Genomic DNA, 19,729 nt, shown 5'->3' with positions numbered 1-19,729 from the left:
TTTTTGCAAAGGCAGTCCCATGACCACATTCTCGAACTCATTTAGCAAGTTCCCCGCCATCCTGGCCACCGTCGCCGCCACCCTGGCCATCCACAGCGGCCTGGCGCAAGCGCAGCAAGTGCTGCGCGTCTCCGCCATCCCCGACGAAGCGCCGACGGAATTGCAGCGCAAGTTCAAGCCGCTGGGCAGCTACCTGGAGAAAAAGCTGGGCATGAAGGTGGAATTTACGCCCGTCACCGATTACGCGGCCTCCGTCGAAGGTTTGATCAATAACAAGCTGGACATGGTCTGGTTCGGCGGTTTTACCTTCGTGCAAGCGAACGTGCGCAGCGGCGGCAAGATCGTGCCCCTGGTGCAGCGCGAGGAAGACACGAAGTTCCGCTCCGTGTTTGTGACCACCAGCAAGGACATCAATCAATTGTCCGACCTGAAGGGCAAGAATTTCACGTTCGGCTCGGAATCGTCGACCTCGGGTCACTTGATGCCACGCTACTACTTGCTGGCCGCCAAGATCAACCCGGACACGGACATGAAGCGCATCGCATTTTCCGGCGCGCATGACGCCACCGTGGCGGCTGTGGCCGGCGGCAAGGTCGATGCGGGCACCTTGAACATTTCCGTGTGGGAAAAGCTCGTCGAAGCGAAAAAGGTCGATCCAAGCAAGGTGCGCGTGTTCTACACGACGCCAGGCTACTACGATTACAACTGGAGCGTGCGCGCCGACATGAACCCCGTCGTGCGCAAGAAGCTGACGGACGCCTTCCTGGCGCTGGACCCATCGACGGCCGAAGGCAAGGAAATCCTCGAACTGCAGCGCGCCACCAAGTTCATCCCGACCAAGGCCGAGAACTACAAGGATATCGAAGCGGCTGCGCGCGATGCGAAGTTGTTGAAGTAACTGCTGAAACTTGCCGGATGGCGTCCTGCGGACGCATCCGGCACACTCCCCCACACCGAAATCTCGCATGACATTCCAACTTCACAAGGTCAGCGTCCACCACGCGGGCGCCCCCGGCAATGCGCTGGCCCTGCGCGACCTGGACCTGGACGTGGCCCAGGGTGAGCAGATCGCCCTGATCGGCCCGTCCGGCGCCGGCAAGACCAGCCTGCTGCACACCTTGGCGTGCGCGCTGCGTCCCGAATCCGGCACCTTGGACATCCTGGGCATTTCTCCCTGGCAAATCGGCAGCGCCGAGCGCCACGCCTTGCGCGCGCGCCTGTTCCTGGCGCCGCAAACGCCACCCTTGCCGCCGCGCCAGCGCGTCGTCAACGCCGTGCTGGCGGGCCGCTTGCCCCAATGGAGCTTGTGGACGGCCATCCGTTCGCTGCTGGCGCCCGTCGACCCGCGCGCCGCGTGGGAAGCTTTAGGTAAATTCAACCTGCAGGATAAGCTGTATGCGCGCGTCGACCGCCTGTCCGGCGGCGAACGCCAGCGCTGCGGCATGGCCCGCGCGCTCGTGTCAGATGCGCAAGTCTTCCTCGTCGACGAACCGCTGTCCGCGCTCGACCCCACGCTGGCCTTGCAGACGATCCACGTGCTGCAAGCGGAAGCGACGGCGCGCAACGCCACCCTGATCTGCAGCCTGCACCAGGTGGAAATCGCCCGCGCCTGCTTTACGCGCATCGTCGCCTTGCGCGACGGCAAGATCGTCTTCGACTTGCCTGGCGCCCAGGTCAGCGACGCCATGATCGCCGAGCTGTACCGCAACAAGGCGGATACGGCGCCGCAGTTCGAGGCCGTGGAAACGCAGCTGGACGCCGCGAGGCCCCTTTGCTGACGAGCACCGCCATGCCGCGCGACCCCGCCTGGCGCGGCCGCCTGACCGGCGCCGCCATCGTGCTGCTCGTGCTGTGGCCGATGCTGGTGCAGGCGGAATTCAAGCCGTGGATTTTATGGGATGCGCAAAGCTTGGCGGCCACCTGGCAATTCCTTGCCAGCTTCGTGCCGCCCGCCCATTCGCTGGAATTCCTGCAACTGGTGGCCATTTCCAGCTGGGAAACCATCGCCATGGCCACGGCCGGCATGGCGCTGGCCATGCTGGGCGCCATCCCCCTGACCTTGCTGGTGACGGAGCGCCTGTCGATTTCGCGCCTCGGCTCCGGCCGGGTGGCGCCCCTGGCCGCCGCCCTGCGCCACGCGGTCCGCGCCTTGCTGGTGCTGCTGCGCAGCGTGCCGGAACTCGTGTGGGCCTTGTTATTGGTGCGTATCGTGGGACTGGGGCCGACGGCGGGCGTGATCGCCATCGCCCTCACCTATTGCGGCATGCTGGGCAAGGTGTACGCGGAAATCCTCGAATCGTCGGATGCGTCCGCCTGCAACGCGCTATTGCACAACGGCAGCGGCCGCCTGAAAGCCTTGCTGTACGGCGCCCTGCCAGAATCGGCCGCCGAACTGGTGTCGTACACGATTTACCGCTGGGAATGCGCGATCCGCGGCTCCGTCGTCATGGGCTTTGTCGGCGCGGGCGGCCTGGGCCAGCGCATGGATGAATCGATGAAGATGATGGCGGGCAGCGAACTGGCCACCATGCTGATGGTCTTCGTGCTGCTGGTGGCAGGCGCCGACGCCGTCTCCGCCATGCTGCGCCGGAGGCTGGCATGAAGAACGACACGTTCATGCTGCCTGTTTCCGAGCCTGTCCGTTGGTCCACCTGGGCCTTGCTGGCCGGTTTGTTGCTGCTGGTCATCGCCAGCTTCGCCACCCTGCCCCTGAAATGGGGCGAGTTCTTCAGCGCGGACGCCGTGCGCACGAGCGCCGACTTCCTGCACGGCTTCGCCCCGCCCGAGCTGGCCAGCCCCTTCCTGATGAAGGTCGGCGTGGCCACGTTCGAAACCCTGGCCATGTCGGCTATCGGCACGGTGATCGCGGCCGTCCTGGGTGCGCTGCTGGCCCTGCCCGCCAGCGGGCGCTTCGGCAACGTGGCGCGCAACGCGACGCGCGGCGTCTTGAATGTGCTGCGCTCGATCCCGGAACTGGTCTGGGCGTCGATCTTGCTGATCGCCGCCGGCCTGGGCCCGTTCGCGGGCACCCTGGCGCTGGCGCTGCACACGGTGGGCGTGCTGGGCCGCTTGTTTGCCGACGCCTTCGAGAATTGCCCGCCCTTGCCGGCGGCGACCTTGCGCATCAACGGCGCGCGGCCCGCCGTGGCCTTCCTGTACGCGACCTTGCCGCAATGCAGCCCGCAAATGATGTCCTACACCCTGTACCGCTGGGAAAACAATATCCGCGCCGCCGCCATCCTTGGCGTCGTCGGTGCGGGCGGCCTGGGGCAGATGCTGAAATACCATCTGTCGCTGTTCCAGATGCAGAACGCCGCCACCGTCATCGTCGCCATGCTGCTGATGGTGGCCGCCGTCGATGGCCTCAGCTACCTGCTGCGCCGCGCCATGACCCGTTAATTTTCACTTTTCGCAAGGATAGCCCATGTCAGGCTGGTGGACCATTATCTCGACAGAAACGCCGGAACAGCTGGCCGACATGACGAAAATCAACAAGGACGCGTTTCTCGCCACTTGGGAAGCGGGCCTGTTCGGCGCCGACTGGATCGCGCAGCTATGCACACAAGGCAAGGCGACCCAGCTGTCGTCGAACGGTTTTCCCAACCGCTACACGGCTTCGGCGGACGTCATCGCGCCCCTGCTGCAGGCGGGCATTGCCGAGGCGCAGCATGGGGAATTTCCGCAAGATACGCTAACTGGCTGGCCCGGCAGCATTACCGTGCACCGGGAACGCGTCGCCGCCTGCCAGGCCGGGCAACTGCTGACGATCGAAGTGTGGGACCAGTCATGACGCAAGCGTTGATCATTCGCAAGGAAACCCCGGCCGACGTCGACGCCATCGACCGCATCACGCGCGACGCCTTTCTGTATGCGGAACACACGGACCATACGGAACAGTTCATCGTCAAGGCCTTGCGCGACGCGGGCGCCCTGAGCGTGTCGCTGGTGGCCGAACTGGAAGGCGCCATCATCGGCCATGTGGCCGCTTCCCCCGTCAGTATCAGCGACGGCACGCCGCGCTGGTATGGGCTGGGTCCCGTTTCCGTTGCTCCTGGCCATCAGCAACAGGGCGTGGGCAGCCAGCTCATCGGGCAATTGCTGGACGACTTGCGCCAGCTGGGCGCAGCCGGCTGCGTGGTGCTGGGCGAGCCACGGTATTACGGGCGTTTCGGCTTCCGCGCGGACGCTGCCTTGACCCTGCCGGGCGTGCCGGCCGAGTATTTCCAGACACTGCATCTGGCGGGGCCCTTACCAACAGGAAACGTGACCTACCACCGCGCGTTTGAGGCCAACAGCTAGGCAAAGTCTTACGCGCATACAACACTGCAGCATGCACGGGCACCGGCAAGGCATTGATGCTGTTAATATTGCCAAATACTTAAATGACTGGCGCCATCCATGGACGCGCGCCACGCCATTCAAGCATGATGAACGTCTTTCCCGCCTATGCGGGCCACCCTTGCATGGAATTGCCGGCACCATGAAAAAATTGTTTTTTGGTATTACCACCGCCTGCTGCGGGCTGCTCACCAACGCCAGCGCCGCCCCTGTCGAAGACTTTATCGGCACCTGGAAACTGGAACGCACCACCGTCCCGAACTATGTTGTCATCAAGCACGATGGCGACCGGCTCGTGGCCCTGCGCTACTCGCGCAATGTCCTCACCAACAAGATCGTCGAACGGCGCTTTCCCGCCAGCTATGCGGACGGCGACATCACCATCGCTGCGGGCGAGACAGTCATCGAAGCGCGCAGCGTGAACGACGTGGCGACCGTCACGATGCTGGCGGAAGCGTACAGAAAGATTTCCTCGTCCACGGACGCGCCCACCAATTAAGGAATGTCGCAGACTTGAATCACATCCTCATCCGCCCCACCGGCGCCGCCGACTGGCCGGCGCTGAAATCCACGCGCCTGGCCGCCCTGCTTGACGCCCCCACGGCCTTTGGCGCCAGCCACGCCAGCGCGGCCGCTTTTTCGGACGCCGACTGGCAGCAGCGCGCCGTCAGCACGCCGCAGCGCACGTTTTTCCTCGCCTTTGACGCAGAACAACCCATCGGCCTGGCCGCGCAAGTGGTGGCCGGCAATGGCGAATGCAACCTGATCGCCATGTGGGTGGCGCAGCCATACCGGGGCCAGGCCGTGGCACAAGAGCTGGTCGAGGCCGTGAAACGATGCGCCGTCGGCAATGGCCACGCGCGGCTGGTGCTCGACGTCGCACCGGAAAATGCGCGCGCGGCCGCGTTTTACCAGAAACAGGGCTTTGTCTTTTTACCGGAATGGGAAGCGCTGGAAAGCCATCCCCATATCCGCGTGCAGAAAATGGAATGGCTGGCGGTGGCATGAGTTCGATCACTGCGCGTAGCGGCCATTCTTGCGCCCCCCCGAGGATGAATCGTGTTTGACTGGATTTTTGACGCCATCGTCTGGATCGTTCGTCTGCTGATCTATAACCTGTTAGGAACGGTCATTGAAAAGCTGTTCTATTGGCCGGGCTGGGCAATACTACGACTACTCACGCTGGGCCACTACCCGCCGGCGAGAGCGTTGCCGCATAATCGCTTTGCCGTCGCCCTGTTTGCTGCGATAGTCATCGCTTCCGGCCTGTTGATGGCATTGACGTAATACAGTGTTTTAGCGAGTAAATCATTCATGGCAGATACGCGCATCGACGCGGCATCGGCACAACGTTGCTTTCTTTCCCCAGTGCCGCTAAAAAAACAGCTGATTCAAGCATTCCATTGCTCCAGATTGACACTCTGTCCTAAAAATCCCCATTCATCGCCATTCTTTTCTACACTCATGTTTCCTTGAATGGGCAGGAAAAACAGACTGCTCTGACTTGATAAACAATGACATGAGAGGCAAATGAACAGGATGAATATGCGTGCAATCGCCGGACTTCTGCTGTGTGCGTGCGGCGCCGCCGTTCACGCCCAGGCTGATGTAGAACAAGCCGTGGCGACGGCCGTGGAACAGGCTGAACCGGATACGGCGGCGTCCGTCAATGTCAAAGGCATCCGGGATCCGGATTGGAAACCCTACAGTGCCATGCTCAAGGGGGTGAAACGCTTCGAGGAAAAACACGGTCTGGCGCCTGGCGCCGAATTGCGCTTCATCCTGGAGCCGCGCCGTGCCGATGTCGACATGCATGCCATCGCGCTGCGGCTGGAAAGCGACGAGGCGGGTATGGCGATACCGCTGGGAGAGCGCAATATCTTCAGCTTGCCTGTGGAACAGGGTGCGCTGTATGAGAAGGCCGAGCTGACCGTCAACCGCAAGGCGGGGTCGGTCAGGTGGATACCCTACGTCAGGAGCGCGGCCACCAGCGACACGCTGCGCCGCCTGGGCGACCTGCGGCTGGCGTGCGAAGTGCATTGGGCCATCGACAAGGAAACCTTGCCGTTTGCGATGCGTACCACGATGAGCGCATTGGGCGGGCCCTGCAATTTCGTGTCGCAAAAGGGAACCTACAGCTTTTCCGAACCACGGCGCATCGCGGCGGCAACGATCAGTTTTAATGGCAAGAGCGCACCCGTGCCCTTCAGCGGAACGTCGTTCACGCCGCCGCTGCGGGAACAGGACTGGGGCGACGACAGCGTGCTCGCACTGACGTTTGAAGACGAGAAATAAGGTTTTGTTCCTGCCGGCATGGGCGCAACGGGAGAGCCGCCCGCATATTCAGGCGCAGAATGTGCACTGAAACATGGTTCCGTACGTTGCGCAGGACTTGCATAAAACATCATCAACAGGAGCTTGAAAATGGTTTTATCAATATTCAGGGAATTACATCATGCAAAGTAAAAAATCCAAAGGCCACAAAATTGGATTTTTTGGTTTCCTGACTGGGATGATTGGGTATTTGACGATCAAATATTTATCCGAATCTTTCGGATTTTTCCTGATATATCTGGGATTCGTTCTGTCACTCTGCGGTATCGTCATGGTGTGGATCAATATCCTTGCCAAGAATGACTCCAATTGATGCGCCATGCCGTGGCGGGCCAAAGCTGCGGGATGCCTGTCTATTTCACCCGCTGCTTTTCCAATTTGCGCGCCAGCGTGCGCCGGTGCATGCCCAGGCGACGTGCCGTTTCCGAGATATTGAAATCCGTCTCGGCCAGCATTTCGTGGATGCGTTCCCATTCCAGGGTCTTGATGTTGGTGGCGCGGTTCGTCAGTTCGATGTCCGCGTTGCCGGCCACGTGGCCGAAGGCCGCTTCGATGTCGTCCGTGTTCGACGGTTTCGCCAGGTACTGGCAGGCGCCCAGCTTGATGGCTTCGACGGCCGTGCCGATGCTGGCGTAACCGGTGAGCACGACGATCAGCATCTCCGGGTCGTGCTGGTGCAGCATCTGCACGCAAGCCAGGCCGGAGGTATTGCCGTTGAGTTTTAAATCGACGACGGCGTAGTCGGGGCAATGCTGTTCCAGCAAGGCGCTCGCTTCATCGAAATTGGTGGCCAGGATGACCTGGTAGCCGCGCCGTTCGAACGAGCGGCCCAGGGTGCGGGCAAACGCGGCGTCGTCTTCCACGATCAGTAACAGACGGTCATCCTGCATGGTGGTCGCTTTCTCTTTCCAGTTTGATGGCCGCCAGCGGCAAGGCCAGGTGCACCACCGCCCCGCCCTGCACCCTGTTGCGCGCCGTCACCGTACCGCCCAAGGTACGCGCGACATTCACCACCAGGAACAGGCCGAGGCCACCGCCGGGCTTGCCCTTGCTGCTTTGGTACGGTTTGCCCAGGTGCGTCAGCATCGACGGCTCGAAGCCGGGGCCCGCATCGGTAATGACCAGGTGCAAGGCATCCGCTTCGCGCGTCGCTTCGAAGCGCAGCCAGTCGGGCGACGCTTCCAGTGCATTGTCGAGCACATTGCAGATGGTTTGTTTCAGGGTCGAATCGAAGACGACGGGTACGTCGTGCTCGATGCGGTTATCGTACTCGAAATCCTGGATGGGGCGGCTGCTGCGCCACTCGTCGACCAGGTCGTTGAGGAAGGTGTTGATCGTCGTTTTCACGGACGATTCGCCGCGCGCTTCACCCGCCGACAGCAAGATGCCGCTGACGATGCTCTTGCAGCGCTGCAATTGCGCCTGCATTTCCGTGATTTCTTCCAGCAATTCGCTGTTCTTGCTCAATTCCGGCATGCGGCGCCAGTCGCCGAGGATGACGGACAGGGTCGCCAGCGGCGTGCCCAGCTCGTGCGCGGCGCCCGAAGCCAGCAAGCCCATGCGGATGATGTGCTCCTCTTCCGCCGCGCGCTGGCGCAAGTCGGCCACCTTGGCGTCGCCGGCGCGCTGGTTGCGGTTGATGCGCGTAATAAACACCACCAGCAAGGCGGCATTCAGGATAAAACAGATCAGCAAGCCTTGCACATACAGGCTGGAAAAGCCCCGCTCCGGGTCGATCGGCAGGATCAAGGGGCCGGGCAGCAAGGCCAGGCCCGCCAGGCACAAGCTGGTGATGGCCACCATGATCCAGGTCGACCACACTTCCAGCAGGACGGCGCTGAGGATGACTTGCAACAAGTACAGGAAGGCAAACGGGTTGCTGATGCCGCCGCTCAGGTAAAGCTGGGCCGTCAGCACGGTGACGTCGACCAGCAGAGCGAGGAACAGGGCCGTGTTGGACACGGGCTGGCGTTCGTGCCAGCGCAGCAGGCTGGCTAAATTAAAAGCGATGAGGCAGGACAGCACTTCGAGCATGTAGGGCACGGGCAAGGCGATGCCCAGTCCCACGCCCACGCCGAAGATCGTGCTGATCTGGCCGATCACGGCCAGCCAGCGCAGCTGGATCAGCAGCTTCATGTTCTGGTGGCCGGCCGGATGTTCCATCTCGGCCGCCACCGCACCGCGTTCTAATACCTCGCGGTTGGGCAGGATCTCAATCCTGCCCGGCATGGTCGCTTTCTTGCGATGGATCAAGGTGCTGTTGGGACAAGCTGGCCTTGCGCGCGCGGCGGCGTTTGTCTTCGCGCACGATCCACCAGCTGATACCGGCTACCATCAAGGCCAGGGTGAACCACGTCAAGGCGTACACGAGGTGGCTGTTGTGGAAGGAAATCACGGTCAGTCCGCCGACGGGGGCGTCCGCAGCCGTTTCCGACTTTGCCTTCGCATCGACGAAGTATGGCGCCACGTTGCTCAGCATGTGCGAGGCGCCGATGGCGGCCACGTCGCGCGAATACCAGTGCTGCGTGGCAGGACTATTTTCGCGCAGGAAACCGCCGCCCGTCTCGCTGACGCGCAGCAAGCCGTCCACGTGGACGATGCCGGCCGGCGTGCTGGCGGCGATGCCTTCGCGTTTGGGCACGAAGCCGCGGTTGATCAGCACGGTGCTGCCATCGGCCAGGCGCAAGGGCGTCACCAGCCAATAACCGCTGCCCAGTGCCGTCGTTGCTTGCACCAGGGTATTGAAAATGGGGAGATACGTACCGGAGAGTCGCACATGGCGGTATTCATCCGTTTGCTGCGTGACACTGGCCCAGGCTGCGGGTCCAGGCGCGTCCGTTGCGGGCGCATGTACGCGTTGTTCGACGCGCTCGATCAGGTCAAGCTTCCAGAACAGGCGCTTGACTTGCCAGGTGCCCAGAGCACAGAAACCGGCAAATAAGATCCCCGCCAGCAAGGCCAGTGCAATTTTTGAATAATGCACAGCCATGCCGCGTGGGCCTGGCGCGGCATCTTGCGATGCGGCGCCAGGGGCGCGCCCGGTGTTGCTTGGGCGCGTATTACTCATCATGGAGCCGTTTTCGTATGCATGTACTCAGGCATCAGATCCGGCATCATGTTGTGGTTCATGTGGTACATGACCCACAGGGAACCGGCCATGGCAATACCCACGATCATGATCGTGAAGATCAGCGCCATCATGTTCCAGCCGCCTTCGGACTTGGTGTTCATGTGCAGGAAGTACACCATGTGTACCACGACTTGAACGGCCGCGAACGCCAGCAGGACCAGGCCCATGGTGCCCGAGTTGGTGATGGCTTTCGTCATCACCAGCCAGAACGGAATGGCCGTCAGGATCACCGACAGGATGAAGCCGATGGTATAGCTTTTCAGGCTGCCATGATCGTGATCGTCATGGTGGTGGCTATCGCCGTGTGTGTGGTGGTCGCTCATGGCAGCACTCCCATCAGGTAGACAAAGGTGAAGACGCCGATCCAGATGACGTCCAGGAAATGCCAGAACAGCGACAGGCACATCATGCGACGGCCGTTTTCCGGGGTCAGACCATGCTTGTTCAACTGGAACATCAAGGTCACGAGCCAGATCACGCCGAACGTCACGTGCAAGCCGTGGGTACCGACCAGGGCGAAGAACGACGACAGGAACGCGCTGCGCTGCGGACCGGCGCCTTCGTGGATCAGATGAATGAATTCATACATTTCCAGCGACAGGAAGGCCAGGCCGAACAGACCCGTGATGCCCAGCCAGACCAGGGTGCTGCGCAATTGCTTGCGCTGCATGGTCAGCATGGCGAAGCCGTAGGTGATCGACGACAACAGCAGCATGGCCGTGTTGACGGCCACCAGCGGCAGGTCGAACAGCGCGGCGCCCGTCGGGCCGTCCGCGTAGCTGCGGCCGACCACGGCGTACGTGGCGAACAGACAGGCGAAGATCAGGCAATCGCTCATCAGGTAGAGCCAGAAACCCAGCAGGCTGCCGTTTTCCGGATGGTGCTCGCGCACAAAGTAGCTGCGCGGGCTTGGTGCGGCGCCAGCGGCGCCGGTGTTATGGGCGATGGTATCAGACATGGCTGCTCAGCAATTTAGTATAAGCGTCTTCGGTACGGACCACTTCTTCCGCAGGAATGTAGTAATCGCGCTTGTAGTTAAAGGTATGGACGATGATGGTGACCATCATGATCACGAAGCCAACGCTGGCGACGAGCCACATTTGCCAGATCAGGCCAAAACCGACCAGTGCGGACAGTGCGGCGATCACGAAACCAGCCCAGGTGTTCTTCGGCATGTGGATCTTCGTGAAACCGGACGTCGGACGCTGGTAACCGTGTTTCTTCATGTCGGTCCATGCATCGAGTTCGTGCACTTGCGGCGTGAAGGCGAAATTATAGTCTGGCGGTGGCGACGACGTCGACCATTCCAGCGTACGGCCGCCCCATGGGTCGCCGGTCACGTCGCGCAGGGCGTGACGGTTGCGGTAGCTGACGAAGAACTGGATCAGCATGGAAGCGATGCCCAGTGCGATCGAAACGGCGCCAAACCAGGCGATGATGGTCCAGATTTGCAGCGATGGATCTTCAAAGTGGTTGACACGACGGGTCACGCCCATCAGGCCCAGCACGTACAGCGGCATGAAGGCCAGGTAGAAGCCGACGAACCAGAACCAGAACGAGCACTTGCCCCAGAACGCGTCGAGCTTGTAACCGAAGGCTTTCGGGTACCAGTAGTTAATCGCAGCGAATACACCGAAGACCACGCCGCCGATAATCACGTTATGGAAGTGGGCGATCAGGAACAGGCTGTTGTGCAGCACGAAGTCCGCTGGTGGTACGGCCAGCAATACGCCGGTCATGCCGCCAATGGTGAAGGTGACCATGAAGCCGATCGTCCACAGCATCGGCAGTTCGAAGCGGATACGGCCGCGGTACATGGTAAACAGCCAGTTGAAGATCTTCGCGCCCGTCGGGATCGAGATGATCATCGTCGTGATGCCGAAGAAGGAGTTGACGCTGGCGCCTGAACCCATGGTGAAGAAGTGATGCAGCCATACCAGGTACGACAGGATCATGATGACGCAGGTGGCGTACACCATCGAAGCGTAGCCGAACAGGCGCTTGCTGCTGAAGGTGGCAACGACTTCCGAGAACACGCCGAACAGCGGCAGGATCAGGATGTAGACCTCTGGGTGACCCCAGATCCAGATCAGGTTGACGTACATCATGGCGTTGCCGCCCTGTTCCGTCGTGAAGAAGTTAAAGCCTGCAACGCGGTCCAGCGACAGCATGGCCAGCACGGCCGTCAGCACCGGGAAGGCGGCGACGATCAGGATGTTGGTGCACAGTGCGGTCCAGGTGAAGACCGGCATTTTCATCCAGGTCATGCCTGGCGCGCGCATCTTGACGATGGTGGCGATCAGGTTGACACCGGACAATAGCGTCCCGACCCCGGCAATCTGCAAGGACCATATGTAATAGTCTACCCCCACGTCCGGACTGCCGACGATGCCCGACAGCGGTGGATATGCCAGCCAGCCCGTGCGGGCGAATTCGCCGACGAACAGCGAAGCCATGACCAGGGCGGCGCCCATGGTGGTCATCCAGAAGCTGAAGTTGTTAAGGAAAGGGAAAGCCACGTCGCGCGCGCCGATTTGCAGCGGCACCACGTAGTTCATCAGACCCGTCACGAAAGGCATCGCGACGAAGAAGATCATGATCACGCCGTGGGCGGTGAAGATCTGGTCGTAGTGATGCGGTGGCAGGAAGCCGGCATTGTCGCCAAAGGCGATTGCCTGCTGGGTGCGCATCATGAGCGCGTCGGCAAAGCCGCGCAGCAGCATGACCAGGCCCAGGATCATGTACATGATACCGATTTTTTTATGGTCGATACTGGTAATCCAGTCGCGCCACAGGGTACCCCAGACGCGGAAATACGTCAGTGCCGCAACGAGTGCGATACCGCCCAGGGCGACCATTGCAAAGGTCGCCAGCAGGATAGGTTCGTGAAATGGAATTGCATCCCAAGTCAGACGGCCGAATATAAGCTTCGTCAGATCAATATGGTCTAGCATTGTTACTCTCAGAGAAAAAAGGGAGGCGCCAGGCAAGCGGCGCCAGTATCTGCAGCGCAATGCGCTGCGGGATTCATGCAGTCGTTACTTGGCTTGAACGCCCTTTTCAACTACTGCATCGCTAGCGACTACTGCCGTTACGGCCGCTACCGGGCTATTTGCCATCGTCAATTTGTATGGCTCGACCGGCGTCACGCACAGAGCGTCGGAAACGATGGTGCGGTTCAGAATTGCCTTGTACAGATCGCTAGGTACGGCGCTGTAGCGGCGGACCGGGTCGCGTTCGCTAGGCTGGGCCAGCGACAGGTAGTCGTCGCGGTTCAGCGCGCCGCCACCGGCACGTGCCGATTCCACCCATTTGTCGAAGTCCGCATCATTCACGCCGTGGAACTTGAAGCGCATGCCCGAGAAACCGGCACCGCTGTAGTTGGCGGAAAAGCCCTTGTAGACGCCAGGCTTGTTGATGACGGCATTCAACTGCGTTTCCATGCCAGGCATGGCGTAGATCTGACCTGCCAGTGCGGGGATGAAGAACGAGTTCATGACGGACGACGCGGTGATCTTGAAGCGGATCGGACGATCGACTGGCGCGTACAGTTCATTCACGGAAGCGATGCCTTGCTCCGGGTAGATGAACAGCCATTTCCAGTCCAGCGCCACGACTTCGACGATCATCGGCTTGTGGCTGGCAGGAATCGGACGGTTGGCGTCGATACGGCTCAGCGGACGATAAGGATCGAGGGTGTGGGTGCTGATCCAGGTCAGCAGGCCCAGCACGATGATGATCAGCAGGGGCGCGCCCCAGATGATCAGCTCGAGGCGAGTCGAGTGGTCCCAGTCCGGCTCGTATTTGGCCGCGGTGTTGTTTTTTCTATAGCGCCATGCGAAAAGCAGGGTTAGGGCGATTACCGGAACGATAATCAACAGCATCAGCAATGTCGAGATGACAATCAGATTGCCTTGCTGAACTGCGATGTCTCCGGACGGATTCAGTACCACCGTATTGCAACCAGCCAACAATGCGAGAGGTAAAAGAAGCAGTCCGCGACGAACTTTTAATGAAAACATACAGGAAAGTCCAGTACAGGGGATGAAGATATGGTACTGTATTCTCACTGGAGCGCGTTGGCAATTGGACGTTTTGTCCTACCCCTTGCTCGGATTTTCACTCGGTAGTTGCGGAGTTTTCCTACAGCTATCTATTGAATAGTCCTACTCCGGGCGTGAGACACCCGGGGTATGTTACGCGTTGGCCGAACTCGAAACTATATTGGAGACGATCATCATGTCCAGCACGCGCATACACAGCGGGGATGTACCCGCCGACTTTTCCCCTCACTCCCTGCGCGACGCAAGCGGGGCCGGCACGGTCGAATCGCATATCGACCCCGGTGAGATCGCCGTCGGCGTGATCATCGGCCGCGCTTCCGAATACTTTGACTTCTTTGTCTACGCCATCGCTTCGGTGCTGGTGTTTCCGCGCGTCTTCTTCCCATTCGAAGAACGCCTGGAAGGGACTTTATATGCGTTCCTGATTTTCTCGTTCGCCTTCATCGCCCGTCCGTTCGGCACCGTGATCTTCATGGAGATCCAGCGCCGCATGGGGCGCAGCGCCAAGCTGACCTTCGCCCTCTTCCTGCTGGGCGTGTCGACGGCCGGCATCGCCTTCCTGCCCACGTATTCCCACCTGGGTTTTGCCGCCATCATCTGGCTGTCCGTGCTGCGCATCGGCCAGGGCGTGGCCCTGGGCGGTTCGTGGGATGGCTTGCCGTCGCTGCTGGCCCTGAACGCGCCGGAAAACAAGCGGGGATGGTACGCCATGCTGGGCCAGCTGGGCGCGCCCGCCGGCTTCCTGATCGCCGCCGGCCTGTTCTGGTTCATGCTGACCACCCTGACGGATGAAGACTTCCTCGATTGGGGCTGGCGTTATCCTTTCTATGTCGCCTTCGCCATCAACGTGGTCGCCCTGTTTGCCCGTCTGCGCCTGGTGTCGACGAATGAATATGCGCGCCTGCTCGACGAACGCGAACTGCAGCCCGTGAGCGTGTTTGAAATGAGCCGCGGCCAGGGCCGCAACGTGCTGATCGGCGCCCTCGCCGCGCTGGCCAGCTATGCGCTGTTCCACCTGGTGACCGTGTTCCCGCTGTCGTGGATTTCCGTCTACCAGACCCGTTCCGCGCCGGACTTCCTGCAAATCCAGATGCTGGGCGCCGTGCTGGCCGCCGTCGGCGTGGTGATTTCCGGCTTGCTGGCCGATAAAGTGGGCCGTCGCACCACCCTGGGCGTGCTGGCCGTGCTGATCGCCATCTTCAGCGCCTTCGTGCCGACCCTGATGGGTGGCGGCAATACGGGCCAGGACGTGTTCATCCTCGTGGGCTTCAGCCTGCTGGGCTTGTCCTACGGCCAGGCAGCCGGCGCCGTGACGGCCAACTTCCCTGCCCGCTTCCGCTATACGGGCGCGGCCCTGACGTCCGACCTGGCCTGGCTGGTCGGCGCCGGCTTCGCTCCGCTGGTGGCGCTGGGCCTGTCAGCCAACTTCGGCCTCGCCTACGTCAGCTTCTACCTGCTGTCGGGCGCCGTCGCCTCGCTGGCCGCCCTGAGCCTGAACCGGGCACTGGAAATCCGCGACTGACATATATATAATGTGCAGTACGCACAGCACTGAAAAACGCCGGCTCCGTCCGGCGTTTTTTCATCTTCGCGCCAGCTTGACGCCACGCTTCCTGGCCACGCTTACTGTATCGCCAGTTGCCGCCCGCCCGTGCCTTCCTTCTTCGGCAAGTCCAGCAGCAGCACGCCATTTTCATAGCGGGCCTGTGCGCCGGCTTCGTCCACCTCATGCTGCAGCACGAAGCTGCGGTATTGCTGGCCGTACTCGCGTTCGCTGCGCACGACCTTGCCGCCGCCGTCGCGCGTCACCCTTTCATTCTTGAGTTCGGCGCTGATAGAGACGCGGTTGCCATCGATGGACACCTGGATATCGTCTTTATTCACGCCTGGAATGTCCGCCTGCAACAGATAGGCTTGTTCGGTTTCGGCAATGTCGACGCGCATGCGTCCATTGCCCACGTCGCGCACATGCAAGGCGGGCGCGAAAAAGTCGCGCATGAATTCTTCCATGTCGCTGAAGGGGTCGAAACGTCCCAGCGGGTGCTGCGGATCGCGGTGGATCAAATGATTGGCCATGATGTCCTCCTGCATGGGCTGGCTTGCACACGGCGGCCGCCCGCAAGGACGCCGCCACCTCCTGCATCTTAGGATGACAACAGCCAATCTCTTTGATCTGCCTCAATCGTGGCCAGCTTGATTTTCCCGCCACTTTGATCTGTGCGTTGCCTCGCCTTGCACAGGCGTGCGAGTCGGCAATTGGGCGCAAGACTGTTATGCTAGCGCACGCCATACTTGACCACCAGAAAACTTGCATTTCAATTAAAATTGATTCTTTCGCGACAGCCTTACACGGACATGATGAATACCAAGACACCGATCGATTCCTTCAGCTTTCGCCGCATCCTCGCCCGCAACGTCACCTTGCCGTTGGTCATCGGGGTCATCACGGCTCTCGTGTTCGTCGCCCTGATCGCCTACCTGCTGTCGGCCCTGCGCTCGGTCGAGCATTCCGAACGGGTGATCGGCAATGCGAACGAAGTCATGAAATTGTCCGTCGACCTGGAAACGGGCATGCGCGGCTACTTGCTGACAGGCGACGAAACGTTTTTGGCGCCATATAAATCAGGCAAGGCAAAGATCGCCGTCGAAATGAACACGCTGCTGGAACTGGTGTCCGACAGTCCCATCCAGGTCGACCGGCTGCGCCGCATCCGTGCGCTGCAAGGCCAATGGCTCGATTATGCCGAAGGCGTGATCGCCCAGCGCCGCAGCAACCAGGAATTCCTCGCGCGCGTGCGCCAGGGCGAAGGCAAGCTGGAATTTGACGAAATCCGCCGCGAATTCCTCGCCTTCCTGTCCATGGAGCAGCGGCTGCGCCAGGAACGGGCCGACACGGCCGAAAGCCGCACCATGCTGGCCGTGATGGTCTTCCTCATCCTCAGCCTGGGATTGTCGGGCTTGCTCGCCTACCTGGGACGGCGCGAACTGCTGCGCCTGTCCGACATCTACAACGATGCGCTCGAGCAGCGCGGCAAGGACAACGACGTGCTGCAGGAGCAGGCGTGGCTGCGCACTGGGCAGACGGAACTGGCGGCCCACACGAGCGGCCAGCTGGGCTTGCCGCAGCTGGGACGGCACGTGCTGGACTTCCTGGCTCACCGCCTCGACGTGGCCGTCGCCACCCTGTACGTCGTCGACGAGGATGGCAGCCTGCGCCGCACGGCCGTGTACGGCTTCAGCGACCAGGGCGTCAAGGACAAGCCCGTCTTCAAGCTGGGCGAAGGCCTGGTGGGCGAGACGGCGCGCGAAAAGCGCCTCAAGCATGTGCAGCAAGTGCCCGAGAATTACCTGACCGTGACGTCGAGCCTGGGCCACGGCACGCCGCTGGAACTGGTCTTGACGCCCGTCAACAACGAAGGCGTCGTCAACGGCGTCATCGAACTGGGCTTCACGCATCCCGTCAGTGCCCGCGCCAAGGAATGGCTGAACCTGATTGCCGCGAATGTCGGCACGTCGCTGGAAGCGGCCCTGTACCGCCAGCGCCTGCAAAATGTGCTGGAAGAAACCCAGCAATTGAATGAAGAACTGGAAGTGCAGCAGGAAGAATTGCGCACGGCCAATGAAGAACTGGGCGAGCAGTCGCGCGTGCTGGAACAGTCGCAAGCCCACCTGGAAGAGCAAAAGGCGGCACTGGAACAGTCGAACGAGCAGCTGGCCGTGCAGGCGCTGTCGCTGGACCAGAAAAACATGGCCATCGGCGAAGCCCATGCACAGCTGGAAGCGCGCGCCGAAGAGCTGCAGCGGGCCAGCCGCTATAAATCCGAATTCCTGGCGAACATGTCGCACGAACTGCGCACGCCGTTGAACAGTTCGCTCATCCTGTCGAAGCTGCTGTCGGACAATACCAGCGGCAACCTGACGCCGGAGCAAGTGACGTTTGCGCAAACCATATATTCGGCCGGCAACGACTTATTGACCCTCATCAACGATATCCTCGACATTTCCAAGGTCGAGGCGGGCAAGCTGGAATTGACGCCGGAAGCCGTGCCCTTCGACGAGCTGCTCAGCAGCATGAAGATGCTGTTTGGCGCCCAGGCGCAGCAAAAGAAACTCGTTTTAGACGTCAAGGTGGCGCCGGACGCCCCGCCCTCGTTCGTCAGCGACCGCCAGCGCCTCGAGCAAATCCTGAAAAACCTGCTGTCGAACGCCATCAAGTTTACCGACACGGGCAGCGTGTCCCTGCACGTGAGCACCGCTGCGGCCGGCCAGGTGCGCTTCCAGGTGCAGGATACGGGCATCGGCATCGCCGGCGACCAGCAGCACAAGATTTTCGACGCCTTCCACCAGGCCGACGGCACCACCAGCCGCCGCTACGGCGGCACGGGCCTGGGCCTGTCGATTTCGCGCGACCTGGCAGCCTTGCTCGGTGGCAGCATCGAGCTGGCCAGCACGCCCGGCCAGGGCAGCACGTTCACCCTCGTGTTGCCGGCGGTCATGCCGGAACGCGCGGCGGAAGCGGCCACCGTGCCCGCCGCCGCGCCGCAGGCGCCCGCCAGAATCGCGGCCGCCGCACCCAAGGCGGCGCCTGCCGCCAAGCCCGTGCCGCTGCCCACCTTCGAGGATGACAGGAATAGCGTGCCCGCAGCCAAGACGGGCCAGCGTTCCGTGCTGGTGATCGAGGATGAGCCGTCGTTTGCCGGCATCCTGTTCGACCTCGCGCATGAAATGCAATACCGCTGCCTGGTGGCGCACGGCGCCGACGAAGGCTTGCGCCTGGCGCAAGAATTCCTGCCCGACGCCATCCTGCTCGACATGGGCTTGCCGGACCGCCCCGGCTTGCTGGTCTTGCAGCAGCTCAAGGAAAACCCGCTGACGCGCCACATTCCCGTGCACATCGTCTCCGGCAACGACCAGATGCAGGAAGCCATGCAATTGGGCGCCATCGGCTACGCCACCAAGCCGCGCACACGCGAGCAGCTGAAGGAAGTGTTCCGCAAGCTCGAATCGAAGTTCACGCAAAAGATGAAGCGCATCCTGCTGGTCGAGGACGACGAACGCCAGCGCGAAAGCGTGGTGCACCTGATCAGCGACGACGACGTGGAAATCACGGCCGTGGCGCTGGGCGAACAGGCGCTGGAATTGCTGAAAACACAGATTTTCGACTGCATGATCATCGACCTCAAGTTGCCCGATATCCAGGGCAACGAATTGCTCGAACGCATGGAACATGAAGAGCTGTGCTCGTTCCCGCCCGTCATCGTCTACACGGGCCGCAACCTGAGCCGCGAGGAAGAAGCGGATCTGATGAAGTATTCGCGCTCCATCATCATCAAGGGCGCCCGCTCGCCCGAACGCCTGCTCGACGAAGTCACCCTCTTCCTGCACAAGGTGGAGTCGGAACTGTCGAGCGAGCGCCAGGGCATGCTGCAACAGGTGCGCAGCCGCGAGCGCGTGTTTGAAGGGCGCAAGATTTTGCTGGTGGACGACGACGTGCGCAATATCTTTGCCCTGACGAATGCGCTGGAACAAAAAGGCGTAGTGGTGGAAATCGGCCGCAACGGCTTCGAAGCCATCAGCAAGCTCAACAGCGTGGACGATATCGACCTCGTGTTGATGGATGTCATGATGCCGGGCATGGATGGCCTGGAAGCGACGCGCTTGATCCGCGCCGATGGCCGCTACAACAAGCTGCCCATCATCGCCATCACGGCCAAGGCCATGAAAAATGACCAGGAAGAATGCCTGCAGGCGGGCGCGTCCGACTACCTGGCCAAGCCGATAGACCTGGACCGTTTGTATTCGCTGCTGCGCGTGTGGATGCCGAAGATGGAACGCATGTGATGACACGCCATGCCCGGGAGCG

20 protein-coding genes are annotated in these 19,729 nt (G+C 61.3%); 12 read left to right on the top strand and 8 right to left on the bottom strand.

Going from position 1 to position 19,729, the window contains the following annotated elements:
* Positions 1-19: 19 nt before the first annotated feature.
* From O3298_RS12460 to O3298_RS12415, 10 genes are all read left to right on the top strand, one after another.
* A complete protein-coding gene (locus O3298_RS12460) occupies positions 20-898 on the top strand; it encodes a putative selenate ABC transporter substrate-binding protein (protein ID WP_180278788.1) in 879 nt (292 codons plus the stop codon).
* Positions 899-965: 67 nt separating this feature from the next.
* A complete protein-coding gene (locus O3298_RS12455; protein WP_305059508.1) occupies positions 966-1,778 on the top strand; it encodes a phosphonate ABC transporter ATP-binding protein in 813 nt (270 codons plus the stop codon).
* Between the two features lie 11 nt (positions 1,779-1,789).
* The gene (locus O3298_RS12450) at positions 1,790-2,602 is read left to right on the top strand and encodes an ABC transporter permease (RefSeq protein ID WP_251349215.1); all 813 of its coding nucleotides are present in this window, start codon (positions 1,790-1,792) and stop codon (positions 2,600-2,602) included.
* Complete coding sequence (phnE, locus tag O3298_RS12445) at positions 2,599-3,399, top strand: phosphonate ABC transporter, permease protein PhnE (protein WP_305059507.1); 801 nt, start codon at positions 2,599-2,601, stop codon at positions 3,397-3,399. The genes O3298_RS12450 and phnE overlap by 4 nt, the downstream gene beginning before the upstream one ends.
* Positions 3,400-3,424: 25 nt before the next feature.
* The gene (locus O3298_RS12440) at positions 3,425-3,790 is read left to right on the top strand and encodes a hypothetical protein (RefSeq protein ID WP_305059506.1); all 366 of its coding nucleotides are present in this window, start codon (positions 3,425-3,427) and stop codon (positions 3,788-3,790) included.
* A complete protein-coding gene (locus tag O3298_RS12435) occupies positions 3,787-4,299 on the top strand; it encodes a GNAT family N-acetyltransferase (protein WP_305059505.1) in 513 nt (170 codons plus the stop codon). The genes O3298_RS12440 and O3298_RS12435 overlap by 4 nt, the downstream gene beginning before the upstream one ends.
* A gap of 181 nt (positions 4,300-4,480) precedes the next feature.
* Complete coding sequence (locus O3298_RS12430) at positions 4,481-4,837, top strand: hypothetical protein (RefSeq protein ID WP_305059504.1); 357 nt, start codon at positions 4,481-4,483, stop codon at positions 4,835-4,837.
* Positions 4,838-4,851: 14 nt separating this feature from the next.
* Complete coding sequence (locus O3298_RS12425) at positions 4,852-5,346, top strand: N-acetyltransferase (protein ID WP_305059503.1); 495 nt, start codon at positions 4,852-4,854, stop codon at positions 5,344-5,346.
* Between the two features lie 51 nt (positions 5,347-5,397).
* On the top strand, positions 5,398-5,625 hold the full coding sequence (locus tag O3298_RS12420) for a hypothetical protein (RefSeq protein ID WP_305055532.1): 228 nt from the start codon (positions 5,398-5,400) through the stop codon (positions 5,623-5,625).
* A 258-nt stretch (positions 5,626-5,883) separates the two neighbouring features.
* Positions 5,884-6,633, top strand: a complete 750-nt coding sequence (locus O3298_RS12415) for a hypothetical protein (RefSeq protein ID WP_305059502.1) — start codon at positions 5,884-5,886, stop codon at positions 6,631-6,633.
* A gap of 392 nt (positions 6,634-7,025) precedes the next feature.
* Here the strand turns inward: O3298_RS12415 and O3298_RS12410 are convergent, their stop codons facing one another.
* The 7 genes from O3298_RS12410 to cyoA all read right to left on the bottom strand — a co-directional run bounded on the left by O3298_RS12410 (position 7,026) and on the right by cyoA (position 13,824).
* Entirely contained in the window at positions 7,026-7,562 is a 537-nt protein-coding gene (locus tag O3298_RS12410; protein WP_034788474.1) for a response regulator transcription factor, read from the bottom strand.
* The gene (locus tag O3298_RS12405) at positions 7,552-8,901 is read right to left on the bottom strand and encodes an ATP-binding protein (RefSeq protein WP_289914753.1); all 1,350 of its coding nucleotides are present in this window, start codon (positions 8,899-8,901) and stop codon (positions 7,552-7,554) included. Before O3298_RS12405 ends, O3298_RS12410 begins: the two co-directional genes overlap by 11 nt.
* Positions 8,885-9,742 carry an SURF1 family protein gene (locus O3298_RS12400; RefSeq protein ID WP_369811560.1) on the bottom strand — a complete coding sequence of 286 codons (858 nt, stop codon included), beginning with the start codon at positions 9,740-9,742 and terminating at the stop codon, positions 8,885-8,887. The genes O3298_RS12405 and O3298_RS12400 overlap by 17 nt, the downstream gene beginning before the upstream one ends.
* A complete protein-coding gene (cyoD, locus tag O3298_RS12395; protein WP_099667923.1) occupies positions 9,739-10,125 on the bottom strand; it encodes a cytochrome o ubiquinol oxidase subunit IV in 387 nt (128 codons plus the stop codon). Before cyoD ends, O3298_RS12400 begins: the two co-directional genes overlap by 4 nt.
* The gene (cyoC, locus tag O3298_RS12390; RefSeq protein ID WP_289914745.1) at positions 10,122-10,760 is read right to left on the bottom strand and encodes a cytochrome o ubiquinol oxidase subunit III; all 639 of its coding nucleotides are present in this window, start codon (positions 10,758-10,760) and stop codon (positions 10,122-10,124) included. The genes cyoD and cyoC overlap by 4 nt, the downstream gene beginning before the upstream one ends.
* The gene (gene cyoB, locus O3298_RS12385; RefSeq protein WP_305059499.1) at positions 10,753-12,756 is read right to left on the bottom strand and encodes a cytochrome o ubiquinol oxidase subunit I; all 2,004 of its coding nucleotides are present in this window, start codon (positions 12,754-12,756) and stop codon (positions 10,753-10,755) included. Before cyoB ends, cyoC begins: the two co-directional genes overlap by 8 nt.
* An 84-nt stretch (positions 12,757-12,840) precedes the next feature.
* Positions 12,841-13,824, bottom strand: a complete 984-nt coding sequence (gene cyoA, locus O3298_RS12380) for a ubiquinol oxidase subunit II (RefSeq protein ID WP_251348654.1) — start codon at positions 13,822-13,824, stop codon at positions 12,841-12,843.
* Between the two features lie 217 nt (positions 13,825-14,041).
* On the opposite strand from cyoA, the gene O3298_RS12375 reads away from it, so the two are divergent.
* Positions 14,042-15,388: an MFS transporter gene (locus O3298_RS12375; protein WP_099667920.1), complete on the top strand. Its 1,347-nt coding sequence runs from the start codon at positions 14,042-14,044 to the stop codon at positions 15,386-15,388.
* Between the two features lie 101 nt (positions 15,389-15,489).
* On the opposite strand, the gene O3298_RS12370 is transcribed toward O3298_RS12375, so the two are convergent.
* Positions 15,490-15,942: an Hsp20/alpha crystallin family protein gene (locus O3298_RS12370; protein ID WP_289904919.1), complete on the bottom strand. Its 453-nt coding sequence runs from the start codon at positions 15,940-15,942 to the stop codon at positions 15,490-15,492.
* A gap of 282 nt (positions 15,943-16,224) precedes the next feature.
* On the opposite strand from O3298_RS12370, the gene O3298_RS12365 reads away from it, so the two are divergent.
* Positions 16,225-19,707, top strand: a complete 3,483-nt coding sequence (locus O3298_RS12365; RefSeq protein WP_305059872.1) for a response regulator — start codon at positions 16,225-16,227, stop codon at positions 19,705-19,707.
* The last annotated feature ends 22 nt before the right edge of the window (positions 19,708-19,729 follow it).

This window comes from Janthinobacterium sp. SUN137, from assembly GCF_030587265.1.
Lineage (GTDB): Bacteria > Pseudomonadota > Gammaproteobacteria > Burkholderiales > Burkholderiaceae_D > Janthinobacterium > Janthinobacterium kumbetense.
Note: the sequence above shows the minus strand (reverse complement) of the source record. Positions and strands in the feature narration are given on the sequence as shown.